We start from the raw sequence: 16,695 nt of genomic DNA on the forward strand, positions 1-16,695 counted from the left end.
TCAACGCGATTACCCAGTCTGTGAGCGAGGGTCGCGCGCGCGATAGGGCCCCACAAGCCGGCCCGGCCCCGCCACCGAGCGTTGAGTGGCCGCATCGGCAGCGCGTTTTCTGCGAGCAACACTGCTGTTCCGCTATCCACTTTCACGTGGCCACGCTCGCTAGACTAGAACAACTCACGCGCCGCGTGCGCATCCGGGCTATCGTCGAGCTTGCCGACCAGCTCGCCGTGAGGCGCGATAAGTTCACGCGCTTTCTCGACATCTCCACGGCTTCGAAGACAGCGAGCGAGTTCCACAGCGATACGCAGTTGGCCAATCGCGGAACGCTGCAAGGTAGCGACGTTCGCAGCCTCGTGGAGCATCTTCTCGATCTCGTCAGTTCCGGCACCGCTCCTTTCGCGGATACAGGCTTCGATCCTAAGTACTTCGGCGAGCTGGAAATAGGTTCCGTTGTAGCGGCCGAGCTCGAGGGCAGCTTCAACCGACTTGCGAGCGCTGTCCAGCCTGCCGCTGTCGCCCAGCGCTTCGGCGTAAAGGCCTATCAGATAGGGCAGCCCCATTTCAGCGCCGGTCCGGCGAATGGCAGATATAGCTTCCTCCATGCCGCGCAGGCCAGCCTCCCGTTCCCCAAGCCGGAATTGCCCCCATCCAACCTGGAACGCGGCTTGGCCGATAAGGAGCGGCAACTGGAACTTCTCTGCTATCTGCAGCTCGCTTTCCGCCGCCCGAAGCGCGGCCGCAGGCTCACCCGCGAACATATGGAGGTAGCTGGTCCCCCAATACGCAAGTGCCATGCTCAACGGATGCTCGAAACGTCCGGCGAGTCCGATTGCGTCTTCGCACCGTAGCCTTGCCTTATCCGGCTCGCCGGCCAGCCAAGCTGACAATCCCGCAAAGCAGCGGCAGCAGACGCCCGGGTCATGACCGGAGTATTTGTACGTCAGATAATGATCGCGGTCGGGGTCGTAGAGGCCGATGGCGCGTTCCGCATGGCCATGAGCCGCCGCCGTCTCTCCAAGGAAGAAATTGTTGGTCCAGAACATGTGCTCGGTTTCGATCGCGAGACCGGGATCGCTGTCGTCCTTAACCATGCCAGCCCATCGGCAGGCCAGTTCCTGCGCCGCTGCCGGCTTACCGCTAAGCATGTAGTATTGGGCTCTCCCGCGCAGCGCCGTGAACAGACGCGCCTGGTCGCCGATCTTGCCGCAAAGTTCCTCGGCACGCTCGAATGCGGCGAGCACTTCGGTCGCACCCCAACCACGAGCCGCCATGAGGGCCACGCCCCTCGCGAGCTGGAACTCGATCTCTTGCTCATCGGCGTCGGCGACATCGTTGCTCCTCAGCAGCCTGACCCCAAGGTCCAGCTGCTCAAGTGCATTGACGTGCGCCGACCGCCTGATCGCCTTGCGAGCCGAGATCAGAAGATAGCCGACGGCTTCGTCCCAAAGGTGAGCCTGTTGCGCGTGTCTGGCCAGGCGTTCGCTGTGCTCCTCAAGCCGGTCCGCGTAATGGGCCTTCAGTTCGGCAAGCGCAGTCCTGTGGAGCTCGATGAGCGCCGACGATACGATACGTCCTGACACAGCAGTTCGGATGAGGACGTGCTTGAAGCGGACGAAAGCCTCGGGAAAAACCTGAAGCTCCACCAGGAGATCGGCCTTCTTCAAATTCTGGAGGGCGGCATCGAAGCGCAGGCCCGACAGCGCCGCCATCCTTCGTAGCAAGGGCACCGGAATCTCTCCGCCGAAGATCGAGGCGACCTCGGCCACCCGCTTCGCGTCCTTGTCGAGACGTTCGAAGCGAGCGTCGACGATCGTCTGGATACTCGCCGAAACGACGATCTCGTCGACCTCGCCAGAAGGCCGGTAGCGGCCCGGCTCCCCTTCCAGCTTGCCGGTCTCGGCGAGGGCGTGGACGGTCTCTTCCAGGAACAATGCATTGCCCTTGCACGCATCCGAGACCGCGCCGCGGAGCCGCTCGAGCTCAGGGTCCCTGCCAACCAGGTAGTCAAGAAATGCTGCTGCTTCGGCCGTATTGAAGGCCGGCAGGCGGATTTCGGAAGGTCCTGCAGCGGCGAAGGCACCGCGATCATATTCGGGCCGACAGGTCAGGATAAGCAGGCAGCGGACAGTGGGCAGTGCCTGCGCCAGCCGCACCAGGACCCCCTCACTCTCGGCGTCTATCCAATGAAGGTCCTCGACCAGGAGAACGACGGGCTTCCTGCGGCCAAGGAAGAGCAGAAGCCCAACCGCTGCTTCCTGCATGCGCCGAGATCGCTCCTGGCCAGAAATGATAGCCCAGTTCGGATCCTGAACGGGCAGCTCCATGATTGCCATGATCGGATCGAGGAGCCGCTCATCGAAGCCTTGCGCGCTTTGCGCGGCCAGTACCTTTTCGATTGCGATCGGCGGCGCTTCGGTGTCGCCCACGCCAAACAGGGTTTGCAGCAGCTTCCGAATTACAACGAAGCCGCTGCGCAGGTCCGTTTCGAGCGCGCCGACCTCCAGATTCTCAGCGTCATCGTGAGGGATGGCGCCAACGAATTCATGCGTGACACGCGACTTGCCGTGACCGGGATCGCCGACCACGAAAACCGTCTGACCTTCGCCGTCGGACGTGTCATGCCAGGCCTTGTTCAGAATCTGCAGCTGCATTTCGCGGCCGACAAAGGGCGACAGCTGCGTCTCGGCGCGCAACTGCCAGCGCGAGCGGCCCCGCTTGATCTCGGTCACTTCAAAAAGCCGTTGGTCCTTCGGGTATTCCGACAGAAGTGGCACTGCCAGCGCTTGCATGCCGACGAAGCCGCCAGCCGATGCCCGGGTCCTGGCGGTTGCCACGACGAGATCGCGCCCGAGCGCCTGGCTCAGCGTGTGGGCCACGGACACCGGTCCACCGCGCACCTCCGAAGCCTGGTCGCGTGCCTGGCCGACGATCACGATGCCGGTGTCCAGGGCAGCACGGACCCCAGTCATCCAATCGGCGTAGCCGAGCGCGAGCTCGCGCAGCGCGAGTGCAGTCCGGCAGGCAAGTGCTGCATGTCCCTCGAGCGGCTCGGGCGCGCCGAACGACGCGACCAGCTCGTTTTCGGAAATCGTCAGAACCATTCCACCGTTGTTGCGCACGAGTGCGGTGGCCTGCGTGAGGAAAGGATCGACCCGCTCCAGCGCGAGGTCGGCAGGCAGGCTCTCCATCACCCGTTCCGCGTATCGGAAATCAGCGCACAGGATCGTTGCCTGTCGCCGGGACCTCGGGTCGACCGCAACGACCGTTCGCGCCTGAAGCACTTCGTTCGCAAATGCCGACGCCTCAACGACAAAGGTGCGGAACGCGGGTTCCTCGGCAAGCAGGATGTGATTGGCACTGTCCAGTCCGACGAACCGGGCACCGGGGATCGTTCTCGCGAGCTCGAGGCCTTCTGAGAGGGGCGCGACTCGGTCGCCGTTGGCATGCATGACAAGCGCTGGCACATGCAGCCGTTCAAGCGATCGCGATATGTCGACGTCGGCAAAGGCAAAGCTCAACCGCACCGCATTTTCGGGCGAGAGCGTTCGGCGCTGCAACTCGTTGAACCAATCCATCTGCACGCGATTGGCGCCCGGTACGAACAGGTTGGTGAACATTTGGCGGAACAGTGGGTCGTCCTGACCCCAACCCTTGCGCATCAACTCGGCGATCGCTTCGCGCCTGACTATCTCCGCTGCATTCGCGCGCGCGCGCCATCCACGAACATATCCCCCCCAAATCAAGAGACCCGCGACCTTCTCGGGATGGCGAATGGCGTATTCGACCGAGAAGGCACAGCCTTGCGATATTCCTAGGAGGACGAAACGGTCGAGGCCCACAGCCTCTACGACGCATTCGAGATCGTCGACAAAGGCATCGAAAGAAACATCCTGGCAGACTGTGTCGGAAAGGCCGTTCAGGCGCCCGTCATAGCGCACGAGCGTGAAGCCGCTGGACAGGGCATCGATCCAATGTCCCCAAACCGGGCTCTCCCAATCGAAATCTAGATGGGACATCCAGTGGGAGGCGCGCACGATTGGCGGCCCGGACCCACTGATGACGTAGGCGATCCGGGTACCGTCGCGGGCATTGACGTAGCGTATCTGCTGCTTGTCTGACGAAACCTTCGTCGAAGGCGGCAGGATGAGATCGCGCGCAGGCACCGGCTCCAGAGGTTCCTTTGACGGCCGGCTACCAGGTCCGGTGGTCGTGCCAGTTGCGATCGCGCGAGTGGTGACGACAATACGGGCCTGCTCGTTAATGCGGGCGATCTCGTCTGCTAGATCATTGTCCGGAAGAAGTGACTGCAACGTGTGCAGGTGGGGAAGCGCCCGCTCAGGCTCGTCGCCAAGGCGATCGATCAGGGCGCGTAGCGCCTTCAGGCGCAGAATCTCGGTCTCGTTCGAGCAGTAGACACGCCAGGCTTCGAACGCCTGGCAGCGAGGCAGATAGAGATCCGACAAGAACGTTCCGGCGAAAGCCGCGGCGATTGCTTCCAGACGCTCGGTGGGCAGCGAACCAACCGCATCGGCCGACAGGTCCCTGATCAGATCGTAATCGAGCCAGATTGATCCCGGCTTCAGTTGGACCACGTTGCGATCGGCCGCAAGCCGGGTTTCGCCGTCGGCGTTTAGGATCTGGCGCAGCTTCGAAAGGCTCCAACGCAGCGCGCCCCGAGGATCATCAGGGACGTCCCAGAACATCTCGCAAAGCCACTCGCGGCGCTGCTGCTTTTGCTGCACGGCCAGATAGGCGAGTAACGCCCGCGTCTTGCGCGATTGCGTCAGGGCCACAGGCTCGCCGTCACGGCGGACCGTGAGGTCGCCAAAGACCCTTACTTCGAAAGCCGAGCTCAATCCGGTTGTCCTAACCGTATGGTCGGCCTTACATTAGCGACGAAGCATTTGGGTTCGCAACACCCAAACCGATGGCGGGCGTGTCTTCACGCCCGCCATCGGACTCCGTCACCGGACCTCAGACCTGCGAGCGATCTCGCAAAGGCGTCTGAAGTTAACCACCCGGTCGAGGTGCTCCCGGACTGCCTCGAGCGGCGGACCCTTGCGGATGTCCTTCCACAGAGTGGATGGTGGGGTTGCATAGATACCGAATGAGATGTTCATAAATTGGCTCCTTGGTTTGCAGCGGACCATTCCGCTAAGTTCCTCGAACATGCGGTCCGCCCGTTGGAGACAGCGTGTGGGAGAGCATGGAAATGCGGAGCCGCCCGGCAGCCTATGGCTGCTAATCGAGCGGCACAGTGTAGGTCGTTGCCGTGCCGGACAGGCAAATCTCGCCTGCCGAGTTTGCGACGGTGGTTGACAGCGTGCAGATCGGCTTGTCTTCCCGCACGCTAAGCACCTCCGCGCGCGCGACGATCTCCTCGCCGATACCGACGGCCTTGAGGAACTCCCACTCGACGCCAAGAAAGACGCTGCCGGGTCCCGGTAAGTCCTCGGCGACCAGAGCATTGAGAAGACCGGAAGTGACACCGCCCTGAACTATGAGACGGCCGAATACGGTGCGGGCGGATAGGACATCATCGTAGTGGAGTGGGTTTCTGTCGCCGGTCATGTCGCTGAACGCAATGATGTCGCCAGCCCGAGTGACGCGCCTTCGCTCTGCACTGGCCCCGACCTCCGGTTGTCCGAAACGCACTCCGGACCATCCGGATGGTTTGATTGTTTGCATTGCCTTGCTCCTTGGTTTGCGTGTCAGATTGCCTCTGCCTGCGAGGCCCGTAGTCCTTGCGGGAGAGGCGGGACCTCGCGACCGCGCGCCGCCCGGGCCAAGAGCACAGCGACCTCGGATTTCATCGCCTCACTGAAGCGCTTGTGGCGTTCAGGTAGCTCTTCGAGTGACCAGTCGAAGGCACTGATGGCGTCCGTGGTCTCAAGGATGGGCAGTGCGAGGCTGTCGCGTATTTCCTGGAACTCCCGCAATGCGGACTCGCGATATGAAAGGATTGCAGTCGCGGCCCCTTCGGCATCACGCAGGGCGTCGGAAATACCATGCGAGGTCAGCGGATCGCGGAAGAAGCCGGCATCGCCGACCAGCATCCAGCCAGGGCCGTATGCCTGCCGCAATCGGCCGGGCGTACCGCGGAAGGCCTTCAGGCGTTCACCACCGTTGACGAAGACTCGCGATCCCAATCCGGGTGCCAGCGCTGCCAAGGCAAGCTGTGCGGCGGAAAGATCGAAACGGAACTCCGCGTCAAACCGCCCGGTCGGAACGGATGCGACGATACAGGCAAGCCCGTCATTCGTCGGGATCACGCCGCCGGATAGGTTCCGGCCGAAATACCAGTGATATCCCGAGAACGCCGGCGCGGGGGCGTAGCCGAAGACATGTGCCACCGAGCACCGCCCCTGCACCAGCGTCCGTGCCTCGACCTTGCGAGCGATAAACGAGCCGAGCCCGTCTGCTCCAACCACGATATCGGCGCTTATCTCGCGGGTTTGGCCGGCGGCATCCCTGAACGTGACGCCGCGTACACGGCCATGCGGGTCGAACACGAGATCATGGACTGCAGTGTCATGCAGAACCGTCGCGCCCGCCGCGCGTGCCGCGTCGACCAGCATGCGGTCAAGCACCGTGCGGCGTGGAGCGATCAGGCCCGGCATATTTGGCTCGGCCCGTATGGGCACCGTGACCTCCTGGTCGCCATAGTGAAAAGTGGTAGACCCGATCACTGGCGCGCCGCTTTGAATCAACGGTTGGAGCAGGCCCCAGCGCGAGAGCTGGATGACGGCTGGTCGCATCAGCGCGTGTGTAGACAGCGAGTCGGATCCATAGGACTGGCGGTCGACTGCCAGCACCCGCAATCCTGCCCGGGAGAGCAGCATTGCCGTCGAGGCTCCGGCGCAGCGCGCGCCGACGATGATGGCGTCGTAGTGAGAATGTGCGGGGACGACGTTGGAAAGCATCGGAATGTCCTTATGCTGCCTTGAGGCCGCTCTGACCGAGATAGTGTGAGACATGGTCGGCGATCGCTTGCGCATCCGGCCCAACGCCTCCAATGAAATTGGAATCGCGTTTGCGCAGAAAGCGGAAGCCAAGCGCGTAAAGGCCGGCGATGTTTGTTATCCCGTCCTTGTGGGCCAGTTCGCCATCGGCGGTGAAGGCCGGCAGTTTCAGCCATGAAAACGAGCGGCTGTAGCCGGTCGCCCATATAATGGTGCCGATGATGCCGTCCGCGAACGACAAGCGCTTAAGGCGGCTCGTCGGCACCTCGATCGGGGCGGGGGCGCAGGCCATGGATTTGTGACCCGCGAACTGGTCGACCTGGCGAAGGAGCCGCTCCTGCTTGGCGTCCGCCGCCGTGACGCTATCTTTGAGATCATCGGCAAAGCCAATTGTCCCGTTCGAGATGCCATTCAACCGCCCGGTGAGTTCGACTCCGATGCCCTGAAGGGTCGCCAGATCGACATTGGAGCGATCCGCCCGACCGGCAAGTTGAAGTGAAGGCTGTCGTCTGGCGCTGTCGGGATCTGTCAAATCGTCCAGCCGCTGGGACATGAATCCCATATGGTAGAGCCACCAGAAGATATCCTTGTCTCGCCAGATGCGCGGCAAACGCGTGTGCTTCCCTACGGACAGGATTACGCGTCTGCCACTGCGTCGTATCTCGTCGGCTATCTGGACGCCCGACGACGATGCGCCGACAACCAGCACGCCGCCCGACGCAAGCTGGTCGGGACTTTGGTACTGCGAAGCATGGATGCTGACCGGTTGGTCCGCGCTGGTATGCGGCGGGAAGGTCATGCTTGGCACGTCGCAATGGCCGGTGGCCACAACGACGACTTTCGCCGACCAGTCGCCTGCGGTCGTCCGCAGCCTAAAGCCTGGCCCATCCTGTTCGCACGACAAGACATCGACGTGCGGGCGCACCGGCGCTTGCGATTGATGGGCATAGCCAACCAGGGTTTCCACAAACGCGTCGCGGCTCATGTAGCCGTCGGGTTCGGAGCCACGATAGGGGGAGCCTGGCAGCTCGTTCAGCCAATTGGGCGTCAAAAGGCGGAGCGAACGCCATGTCGAGGACCGCCACCGTTCGCCAATGCGCCCGCGCTCCAGAACGACATGCGAGATCCCGCGTTTTCGAAGGCAATGGCTCAAGGCGATGCCCGCCTGGCCAGCGCCGACGATGACAACATCAGCCTGTTCCATATTGTTTCCATCAGTTTTGGGGGACGACGGTTCAGACACCCGTCCGAACCGTCATTCCGGGTGGATCACTGGATGGATTTGACACCGACCGAAACGGAAACACCGTTCGTCAGCACGTCGAAGACCGCGGACCGTGCCCGTGCCTGCTCGACCAGTTGCTGGAGTTTCTCGGACGGCGCATCGCCCTCGATTTCGAACGCCACCGTGATGTTCTGAAAACCGTTTCGGACCTCGTCGGAAATCCCGAGGATGCCGCGCAGATCGATGTCGCCATCGACCGAGCAGCGCACCTTGGTCAGCTTGATGCCGCGCGCCGCGGCGATGTTGGCGACGCCCGACATCAGGCAGCTCGCCAGCGCATGCAGCAGCCATTCGACCGGGGTGGGGCCGTGATCGGCGCCACACAGCACGGCCGGGTGGTCGCTGTCAGCGTAATAGGCTTTGGCATGCTTCTGTTCCTGGCCGGCGCCGTGGAAGCCGAGCATGACGCTCTTGCTGTGAGTGCCTTCGACCCACTCGTTGTGGGCGCGGAACTGGAACTTGGCCAGTTCAGGCTGGCCGGTGACAAAGTTGATCGTTGCAAGAAGGTTCGGCGTGTCGACGCCGTTCAATGGTGGTCTTGAGACTTTGGTTGTGTGTTGCATCGTCTTCTCTCCAAGTGAATAGTGCGGCGTTTGCCGGACCGCTCCCTTATGATGACGCAGCGTTTGAACGAGTGTGGTTGCGTTCGTGGAATTTGCTTTGATCCATCCGTTCCCACGCGGCGAAACGGACTTTGTGCGAGAAGTGCAGGCCTTGTTCAAAACACAAGAAATCCCCGGCGATGGATCGCCAGGGATTGCGCGGTTGAGTAATTCTTGTGTTGAAGGGCTGGCTCGACTTCGGGACAACCTCTCGCGCCCGTCCCGCCGAGCCTGTTCAGCAGGCCCGGGTCAATGCGGATCGGCATCATTTCGCGTTCAAGCGACCGCTTTGAGCGCTGTTAGCAATTGTAAATCGCATGGACGTGACGTGATTGATCTCAGAGCGGCCGATGCCGATGTCCTTGAGCAGGTAGTCGGGCATCTCATGGAGCGCGGCTCGCTGGCTGCGCACCTTTAGTGCAAGAAAAGCCAGGCGGATCGCGGATTTGGCGAAGCCGACAGCGTCGAGCCTGTCTCTCGAGGCGGAATAGTTTGCGTGATCGATAGTGGTCATTTTTGTCTCCATCCTCGCGACGCGACCATTCGCGCCGTCGATGGGAGGAGATTGCGATAAGACCAGGGGAGTGAGCGTTTGAGCCTCCGTCGAATTATGATCGAATTCGAGGGAATGGATCCGCTAAACTGCGTACGCTACCACGGAAATCGACAGCTACTATCAATCCCCGCCGCCAGGCTGTGCCACTGGTACGTTAGGTTTCAATGCGCGAAAAATAGTTGAGTTAAGGGCCGATTGTTCCGTCATCGGATGCCTTACGCTGCGAGCTGATCCTCGCGGGCAGCCGCAATCATCACACTCGCGAGCAACGCATACGCCGCCTCCCAAGCCTCGCGGACCGCGGGCGTGAAGGCCGTACCGAGGCCGGCCGCCAACGTGTCGATGAGCGCTTGTCCGACGATCGGGTAATGATGCGCCTTGACTCCGTAGGTGACGTGACGCTTGGCGAGTTCGCGCACTGTCGGGAGGACGGTGTTGGCATGGTCCAGTCCGCGCACGACGAAGCCCAGGCTCGCCATCAGCTTTGCACCTTGCTTAGGCATGTCGCTCGCCAGAAACAGTGCGCGAAGGTCCGAGTCGATCCCGAACTGGCGCTCATAGAACAGAGCGGCGGCGGCCACGCGTATCGGGAGGACCTCGTGGAAACTGTCCTGGACAAGTCGAATCTGGTCGGGCGTCATCGGCTACGCTCCGGGTTGCTGATGAGGCTCGACCATCCCCCCAAGACGTTTCGCGTGCATGTCGCGCAGCGTGTCGATGTGTTTCAGTTGTGTCTCAATTGCGGTTCAGTTTGCGCTCAGTTGTTTTCGGCTTCCTTCTGTGTCCTGACGGTGGCTGGAAACTCTCGATGTGACCAAGCAGCTAGGAGACATTCCCGAATGGCCCTCTAATCACAGATCACACGCATTTTCATCGCCCGGTAGTTCATGGCCAAAGCTCATTGCGTCGCTGAATTTGCCGCAACTGGACCAAAGAGAGCTGAGATGGACAAAGTTACGACGATTGGTCTGGATATTGCAAAGTCAGTGTTTCAAGTCCACGGCGTGAGTGCGGCGGGCGAGGTTATCGTTCGCAGGAAACTGACCCGTGGGCGGGTGCTGGCATTCTTCGAGAGCTTGCCGCGATGTCGGAATCGAAGCCTGCAGCTCGTCGCATTATTGGGCAAGAGAGCTGACTTCGCGTGGCCATGATGTGCGGCTCCAGCCGGCACAGTATGTGAAGCCATATCTGAAGCGGCAGAAGAACGACGCTGCAGATGCAGAGGCGATCTGCGAGGCCGTGACCCGGCCGACCATGCGCTTCGTGTCGGTGAAGTCGCCCGAGCAGCAGAGTGTGATGATGCTTCATCGGGTTCGGTTGATGCTCAACCGCCAGCGCACACAGATATCGAACGCGTTGCGGGCGCATCTGTCGGAGTTCGGGGTCGTGGCGCCGATCGGGCGGAATGGGATCGAGCAACTGCTTGTGGTCATCAACGACGAGAACGACGCCAGGATACCGGCTGAGGCGCGGCTATGCCTGCGCATGATCGAGGCGCAGCTCAGGGTCGTGAAGGAACAGATCCTCGAAAACGATCGCCGGGCCCGGGGGAGTGCGCGAGAGACCGAGCCTGGTTGCAGGTTGATGGAGATTCCGGGCATCGGCCCGCTGCTGGCGAGTGCATTCGTGGCCACGGTCGCCGATGCGCATGCGTTCAACTCGGGGCGCTGCCTATCGGCCTGGATCGGACTCGTGCCGAAGCAGAACTCTAGCGGGGGAAAGGAGAAGCTCGGCAGCATCTCCAAGGCCGGCATCGTTACTTGCGCCAGATGCTCGTGGTCGGCCCGATGGCGGTCATCCGCTATGCTGAACGGAATGGGACCAGGCGGCCATGGCTCGTGCAGTTGATGGCGCGACGAACAACCAAGGTTGCGGCGGTTGCGCTCGCCAACAAGACCGCCCGGATGGTCTGGGCGTTGATGACAAGCGGCGAGCGCTACAGGGAGCTGGTCATCGCATAGAACGAGACAAGGCGAGCGATCGCCGACGAGGTTGGAAGGGGCGGACAGGAACTAATGCACCAAGCCGGTTGATACCGCCGGATCAGGAGAACCCACTGGGGCCGTGCACCTTGAATGCGAGCTTTCGATCGGGACCTGAGCCGCGCGAATGGCATTATGGCCAGCGGCACATGAAAGGCCGCACCCACAGGTCGGATACATGGCCGCACCAACCAGCAACGGCAAAGCTCAGGAAACCCCTTGCCAACGGAGAGCCGTCCATACACGGCCCCAAATCAAATCCGTAACCCGCAGCCGCTTGCGGGGAAGGTCCTGATAGGCGAAACTGATCGGAACCCGGGAGGGTTTGCCACCTCGCCTCCGAGGTGGCCGCCGACAGAGTGCTCCGCAATGGACCGCAAGCTCGCCGCCATCCTTGCTGCTGACGTCGTCGGATATTCTGCCATGATGGAGCGCGACGAGGCGGGTACGCATGAACGGGTGCGCGCCGGTCATAAGGAACTTTTCGAGCCGACAGTGGCACGTCATCATGGCACTATCTTCAAGCTGATGGGCGACGGTCTGCTGGCGGAGTTTTCTTCTGTCGTCGAGGCGATGGAATGCGCGGTTTCGTTGCAACGTGGGCTGGCCGAGCGAAACGCCTCGCTGCCGAAAGACCAGCGCGTGGAAGTGCGCATCGGCGTCAATCTTGGCGAGGTAATTGTCGAGGGTGACGATCGGTTCGGCGAGGGCGTAAATATCGCGGCGCGACTAGAACAACTTGCTGAGCCTGGCGGTATCTGGGTGTCTGCAAAGGTCGCGCGCGAGGTTGAGAAGAAGCTGGCTTTCGGCTTTCAGTCGATGGGCCTGCAGAAGGTCAAGAACATCGCGGAGCCGGTTGAGGCATACCGTGTCACGACCGACGGCAAGGCCAAGATCATGCGCGCGAGCCGCAGCCGCTCGCGGCTGCCAGTCGTGGCGACCTTCCTAGTGCTGGTCTTAACAGTCGCAGCGGTCCTGGCGTGGTGGCAGTTCTATGGAACAAAGCGCGAGATAGGCCAAGGTGGCATCCCGACGGTGGCGGTTTTGCCGTTCAAGAACATGAGCGGCGACACGACGCTAGATTATTTTAGCGACGGCATGACAGACAATTTGATCTCGATGCTGGCAGGCGTCACCGAACTCAAGGTGGTCTCGCGTAGTTCTAGCTTCGTCTACAAGGACAAGCCAACCGATGTCCGCCGGATCGGCCAAGAGTTGAACGTGGCCTACGTGATCGAGGGCAGTATCTGGAAGGAGACGGACCGGGTGCGCATCACCGCACAGCTGATCGACGCGCGCACAGGCGAAAATCTCTGGGCGGAAAAGTTCGATCGCACTGGAAGCAATCCCCTTGCAATTCAGGACGAGGCGATCGAACGCATCATTGGCACGCTTGGTGGCCAGCGCGGAAAAATGTACGACATCGAATACAAGAAGGTCTGGGAAAAGGACACACCGGATCTTGAAGAGTACGACTTCTTCCTTCGATCCAATTTCTTCTTTGGGCAGTTTACGCCCGAGAGCCTGGTAAAGGCGACGAACATAATTCTTGAGGGCTTGGCCAAATTTCCCGATTCGTCGCTGTTATCGTGCGGACTGGCCTGGGATCACGTCTTGGCGGCTAACCTCGCTTTTGACGATAAGCCTGAAGAGCATTGGCGCATGGCGTCTGAACTGGAAGCAAAGATACTTCCGCGGGCTAACCTCGGACCCGACGCAAGAAAAAGCTGCTTGTGGTCATCCGTCTACGTCAGCGCTCATGAGGGCAAGTTCGATCTGTCTCTGCGTAGGGCCGATGAGGTGATTGCGCTTTCGCCCGGAGACGCGTTTCTCATCGGCGACCTTTCATCAGCAGCCCGCTTCAGTGGCCTGACAGACAAGGCCATCGAGCGAGCAGAATACGGGCTCCGGAACGATCCAAACTTCGCCGATTATTATCTCGTGGTGAAGGCGAATGCCCTGACGGATATCGAAAAGTACGCCGAATCTGCTGCCCTGATCACGAAGGTGTCAGACTTCATGATCACTGTTCCGCTGCTACGTGCCATCAACGATGTCCATCTTGGAAAAACTGACGTTGCACGCGGTGAAGTTCTCAAGGCGCTTGCCATGCAGCCGTGGCTTAAGGCCAAGCGGTGGCGCGATATCACGTTCCATATCAATCCTGCGGTGATTGACCGACAGGTGGCCGACCTGGTGGCCGCGGGACTGCCAATGAAGTAGGTTCGGTTGGAGGCCGGGGTACAGGCGTACGGCATCCTTCCCCCTCGTTATTTACCTTCAGGATGCACCGATTTGAATGTCAGCTTTGGATGGTGGGCTCAAACAGGTGAATGCAACACACTTTGTCAAAGATGGAGTGTGGGGCATGAAGCAGCGACGTCGCATCTACTACTCGTCAACTCAGCGGTCTGAGATTTGGGATCGCTGGCGGGCTGGCGAGTCGACGAGTTCGATCGGCCGACGGTTTGCTCTCCACCACACCCGTCGCACATGGCCAGAGTGCAACTCGTAAGTCACTAATTCCAAAGGAAATTTAGATCAAGACGTGCTCAAGCCTGATCCAAAATGCGCGTGGGGTATCGAGCGGCATCGTTGTGCATCAAACTACCGAGGCTGATTTAACTATATTTATCAAATACTTGTGCTGACGTTCAATAACGGTGGTGCCGTCAATTGGGGCAGGTCTCAAGTGACCGTTTGTGACTTTCACTCTTAGGCACGATCGCATTTGCTCAGTACCGTGGCGTCGCGATTAAACATGGATTCCCAACGCTACTGCTCCGCCTATTACCTTGGAACGAATGATCTCGACACACGAGAAGGGCCGGGATCACCGTGGGCGTCCCGCTGACGAGGCGCTCGGCCAAGCGAGGATGGAAGCTAAGCGCCTAATCCCGGCCGTTCAAAGGAGCCTTGCAATTTCAGGAAAGCGGAAGTTACTGGCATCGCATTGTCGAACGATGCACCAACTTGCCCACCCAAATCTGTCTCAAGCTCGCCAGTCATTAGGGGGGTTAACATTGATGTAAGGACGAAGCGTTCACGGTTCTCGGAAGTTCGTCGGATTGCTGAGCAAGCAGGATCATTTTCGAATTGGCGACGCGCCATGCGGGGCTTGGTGCCGTGGTGCGGCCTCTGCGAACTTGGTATATATTCGGTAGAGGAGCTTAAGCGGGTCATGACGACCGCGCGGGCGCCTTTTAGGCTAGGCGCCATGACGAATACCGAAGCCGAACCAAGGGGCGAGCGCCGTAGGCTAGCGGCCATTCTCGTAGCCGATGTCGTGGGCTATTCGAGCCTAATGGAACGAGACGAAGATGGCACGCTGCGGCGGATCAGCATGTGGCGCGACCAGGTTATGGCGCCGCTTGTTGTCCGGCATCACGGTCGAGTGGTCAAAACCATGGGTGACGGGGTGCTGGTGGAGTTCGCTAGTGCCGTGGATGCCACGCGGGCAGCCCTGGATTGGCAGTCGGCGGCAGCGAACTCCGCAGGTGGCCTTCAGTTTCGGATCGGTCTCAATGTCGGCGACGTGATCGTCGAACAAGAGGACGTTTTCGGTACTGGGGTCAATGTCGCGGCCCGACTCGAACAGGCGGCTGATCCGGGCGGCATCTGCATCTCGGCCGCCATGCTCGGTCACATCCGGGGACGGGTCGAAATCGAGGCTACAGATCTCGGCGCTATGCAACTCAAGAACATCCGCGCGCCCGTTCAAGTGTTCGCCATCGCTCGCCGCTCTTCAGTGACTGGACAGGACGCGCTTTCGGTGATGCAACTCCGGCCGCCCCGGCCGCCCCTCGATTTGCCGCCGCACCCGGTGCTCGCAGTCCTGCCTTTTTTGTCGATGACGCGCGTTGCGGATCAAGACTACTTCGCCGATGGGCTTAGCGAGGATCTGATTACCGCGCTTTCCTATCTGCGCGGACTCACGGTCCTGTCGCGCACTTCTAGTTTTGCATTCCGTGACCGGTCGGTAACAGCCACGGAGGTCGCAAACCGACTCGGAGCGGGATACGTACTAGAAGGGTCCGTGCGCAGTTCGGGCGACCGGCTACGTGTCACAGCACAGTTAATCGACGCTGTGACTGGTGCCCATGTCTGGGCCGAGCGCTATGACCGGCTACTCAGCGATGTCTTCGCAATCCAGGACGAGATTGCTCAGGCCATCGTGTTGGCCATGCAGGTACAGCTTTCGGACGGCGAATTGGCGCATTCGCCGGGTGGCACCGGGAAATACGAGGCATGGGCAGCGTTCCACCAGGGCGTGATCGCGCATTTGACCTACACTGCTGAGGACAATCTACGGGCCCGCCGTCTATACGCTCGGGCCGCCGCGCTCGATCCGGAGTTCGTCGATGCGCGGGTCTTCGGGGCCTGGACACATTGGCAACATGCGCGGTCCGGGTTTTCGAAAGATCGCGCAGCCGATTTCGCCGAATGCCGCCGTGTCGTCAAGGAACTGCACAACCGCGGTGTGGACACCCCAAACCTGCGGCATCTCGATGCGGTTACGGGGCTGATGGAGGGCGACTACGACAAAGCGATATCCACTGCGCAAGCGGCCGTGCGGGCCGGCAAGAGCCGGCTGTTTGGGAATACGCCAGCGGCCATCGTCTTTATTTATTGCGGACGTTATGACGCTGCCATTGACGTGCTGCGCGAGACCATTCGCAGCGTGCCTGCAACGCCAAATGACACGATCTACAACCTCGCAATGGTCTCTTCGTTGACCGGCGCCCATGAGCGGGCGATCGCGCTCGCCGAAGAATACAAACGGCGAGTACAAGGGGACCTTTACGGCTGGACGACTCTGGCTTTTGCCTATGGCGCGGCCGGCGTGACTGACCGGGCGCGGGAGACTATGCTTGAATTTCGCGAACTCTATCCGGACTATCGCCTTTCCGACTTCGCGGCCCATGAGCCATTCCGTGATCCCCGGACGCTTGACAGCATTCTAGCGGTGATGCGTGCGGCGGGGCTGCCGGACTAGCGATTCGCTGGAAGACGAGGTCGACCGCGCTGCGATTGGGGCTTTCGCGCGGATGGACTTCGTGCGCCGGGCGTTGATGGACACGTTCGTTCAAGCATTGCAAAAGGCCGGGCTCCCCGAATGATTCGTGCCCCCTCGCACGTTCAATAGTGGAGGATGATGGAACAAGTGCGCAAAGCCCGCCTTAGGTCAACGCTTCGCGCCAGCACTGGCCTGATAAATGGGCTAAATAGCCGTACGCCCGCAATGAATGTGGTGCTGAGAGCCATGACAATCGATAGACGCTCTCTCTGAAGATGGACGGGCCGAATC

Annotated in this window: 9 protein-coding genes and 1 pseudogene; 3 read left to right on the forward strand and 7 right to left on the reverse strand. The window is 60.8% G+C overall.

The window, feature by feature from the left end; translation table 11 throughout:
- Positions 1-164: 164 nt before the first annotated feature.
- From AC04SH_RS32575 to AC04SH_RS32605, 7 genes are all read right to left on the reverse strand, one after another.
- Positions 165-4,856 carry an alpha/beta fold hydrolase gene (locus AC04SH_RS32575; RefSeq protein WP_488577867.1) on the reverse strand — a complete coding sequence of 1,564 codons (4,692 nt, stop codon included), beginning with the start codon at positions 4,854-4,856 and terminating at the stop codon, positions 165-167.
- A gap of 385 nt (positions 4,857-5,241) precedes the next feature.
- Positions 5,242-5,688, reverse strand: coding sequence for a MaoC family dehydratase (locus AC04SH_RS32580; RefSeq protein ID WP_488577868.1), 447 nt, complete (start codon positions 5,686-5,688; stop codon positions 5,242-5,244).
- Positions 5,689-5,711: 23 nt separating this feature from the next.
- Complete coding sequence (locus AC04SH_RS32585; RefSeq protein ID WP_488577869.1) at positions 5,712-6,923, reverse strand: NAD(P)/FAD-dependent oxidoreductase; 1,212 nt, start codon at positions 6,921-6,923, stop codon at positions 5,712-5,714.
- Positions 6,924-6,933: 10 nt separating this feature from the next.
- On the reverse strand, positions 6,934-8,166 hold the full coding sequence (locus tag AC04SH_RS32590) for a flavin-containing monooxygenase (RefSeq protein ID WP_488577870.1): 1,233 nt from the start codon (positions 8,164-8,166) through the stop codon (positions 6,934-6,936).
- A 65-nt stretch (positions 8,167-8,231) separates the two neighbouring features.
- Positions 8,232-8,810, reverse strand: coding sequence for an OsmC family protein (locus AC04SH_RS32595; protein WP_488577871.1), 579 nt, complete (start codon positions 8,808-8,810; stop codon positions 8,232-8,234).
- Positions 8,811-9,114: 304 nt separating this feature from the next.
- Positions 9,115-9,363, reverse strand: coding sequence for a DUF1127 domain-containing protein (locus AC04SH_RS32600; protein ID WP_488577872.1), 249 nt, complete (start codon positions 9,361-9,363; stop codon positions 9,115-9,117).
- A gap of 257 nt (positions 9,364-9,620) precedes the next feature.
- Positions 9,621-10,046, reverse strand: coding sequence for a globin family protein (locus AC04SH_RS32605; RefSeq protein WP_488577873.1), 426 nt, complete (start codon positions 10,044-10,046; stop codon positions 9,621-9,623).
- A 303-nt stretch (positions 10,047-10,349) separates the two neighbouring features.
- On the opposite strand from AC04SH_RS32605, the pseudogene AC04SH_RS32610 reads away from it, so the two are divergent.
- The 3 genes and pseudogenes from AC04SH_RS32610 (at position 10,350) to AC04SH_RS32620 (ending at position 16,383) form a co-directional block, all read left to right on the forward strand.
- A pseudogene (locus tag AC04SH_RS32610) lies at positions 10,350-11,366 on the forward strand (IS110 family RNA-guided transposase).
- Between the two features lie 390 nt (positions 11,367-11,756).
- Positions 11,757-13,610, forward strand: coding sequence for an adenylate/guanylate cyclase domain-containing protein (locus tag AC04SH_RS32615; RefSeq protein ID WP_488577874.1), 1,854 nt, complete (start codon positions 11,757-11,759; stop codon positions 13,608-13,610).
- A gap of 994 nt (positions 13,611-14,604) precedes the next feature.
- Positions 14,605-16,383: an adenylate/guanylate cyclase domain-containing protein gene (locus AC04SH_RS32620; protein ID WP_488577875.1), complete on the forward strand. Its 1,779-nt coding sequence runs from the start codon at positions 14,605-14,607 to the stop codon at positions 16,381-16,383.
- Positions 16,384-16,695 lie beyond the last annotated feature (312 nt).

This window comes from Mesorhizobium sp. CNPSo 4688 (assembly GCF_057784295.1).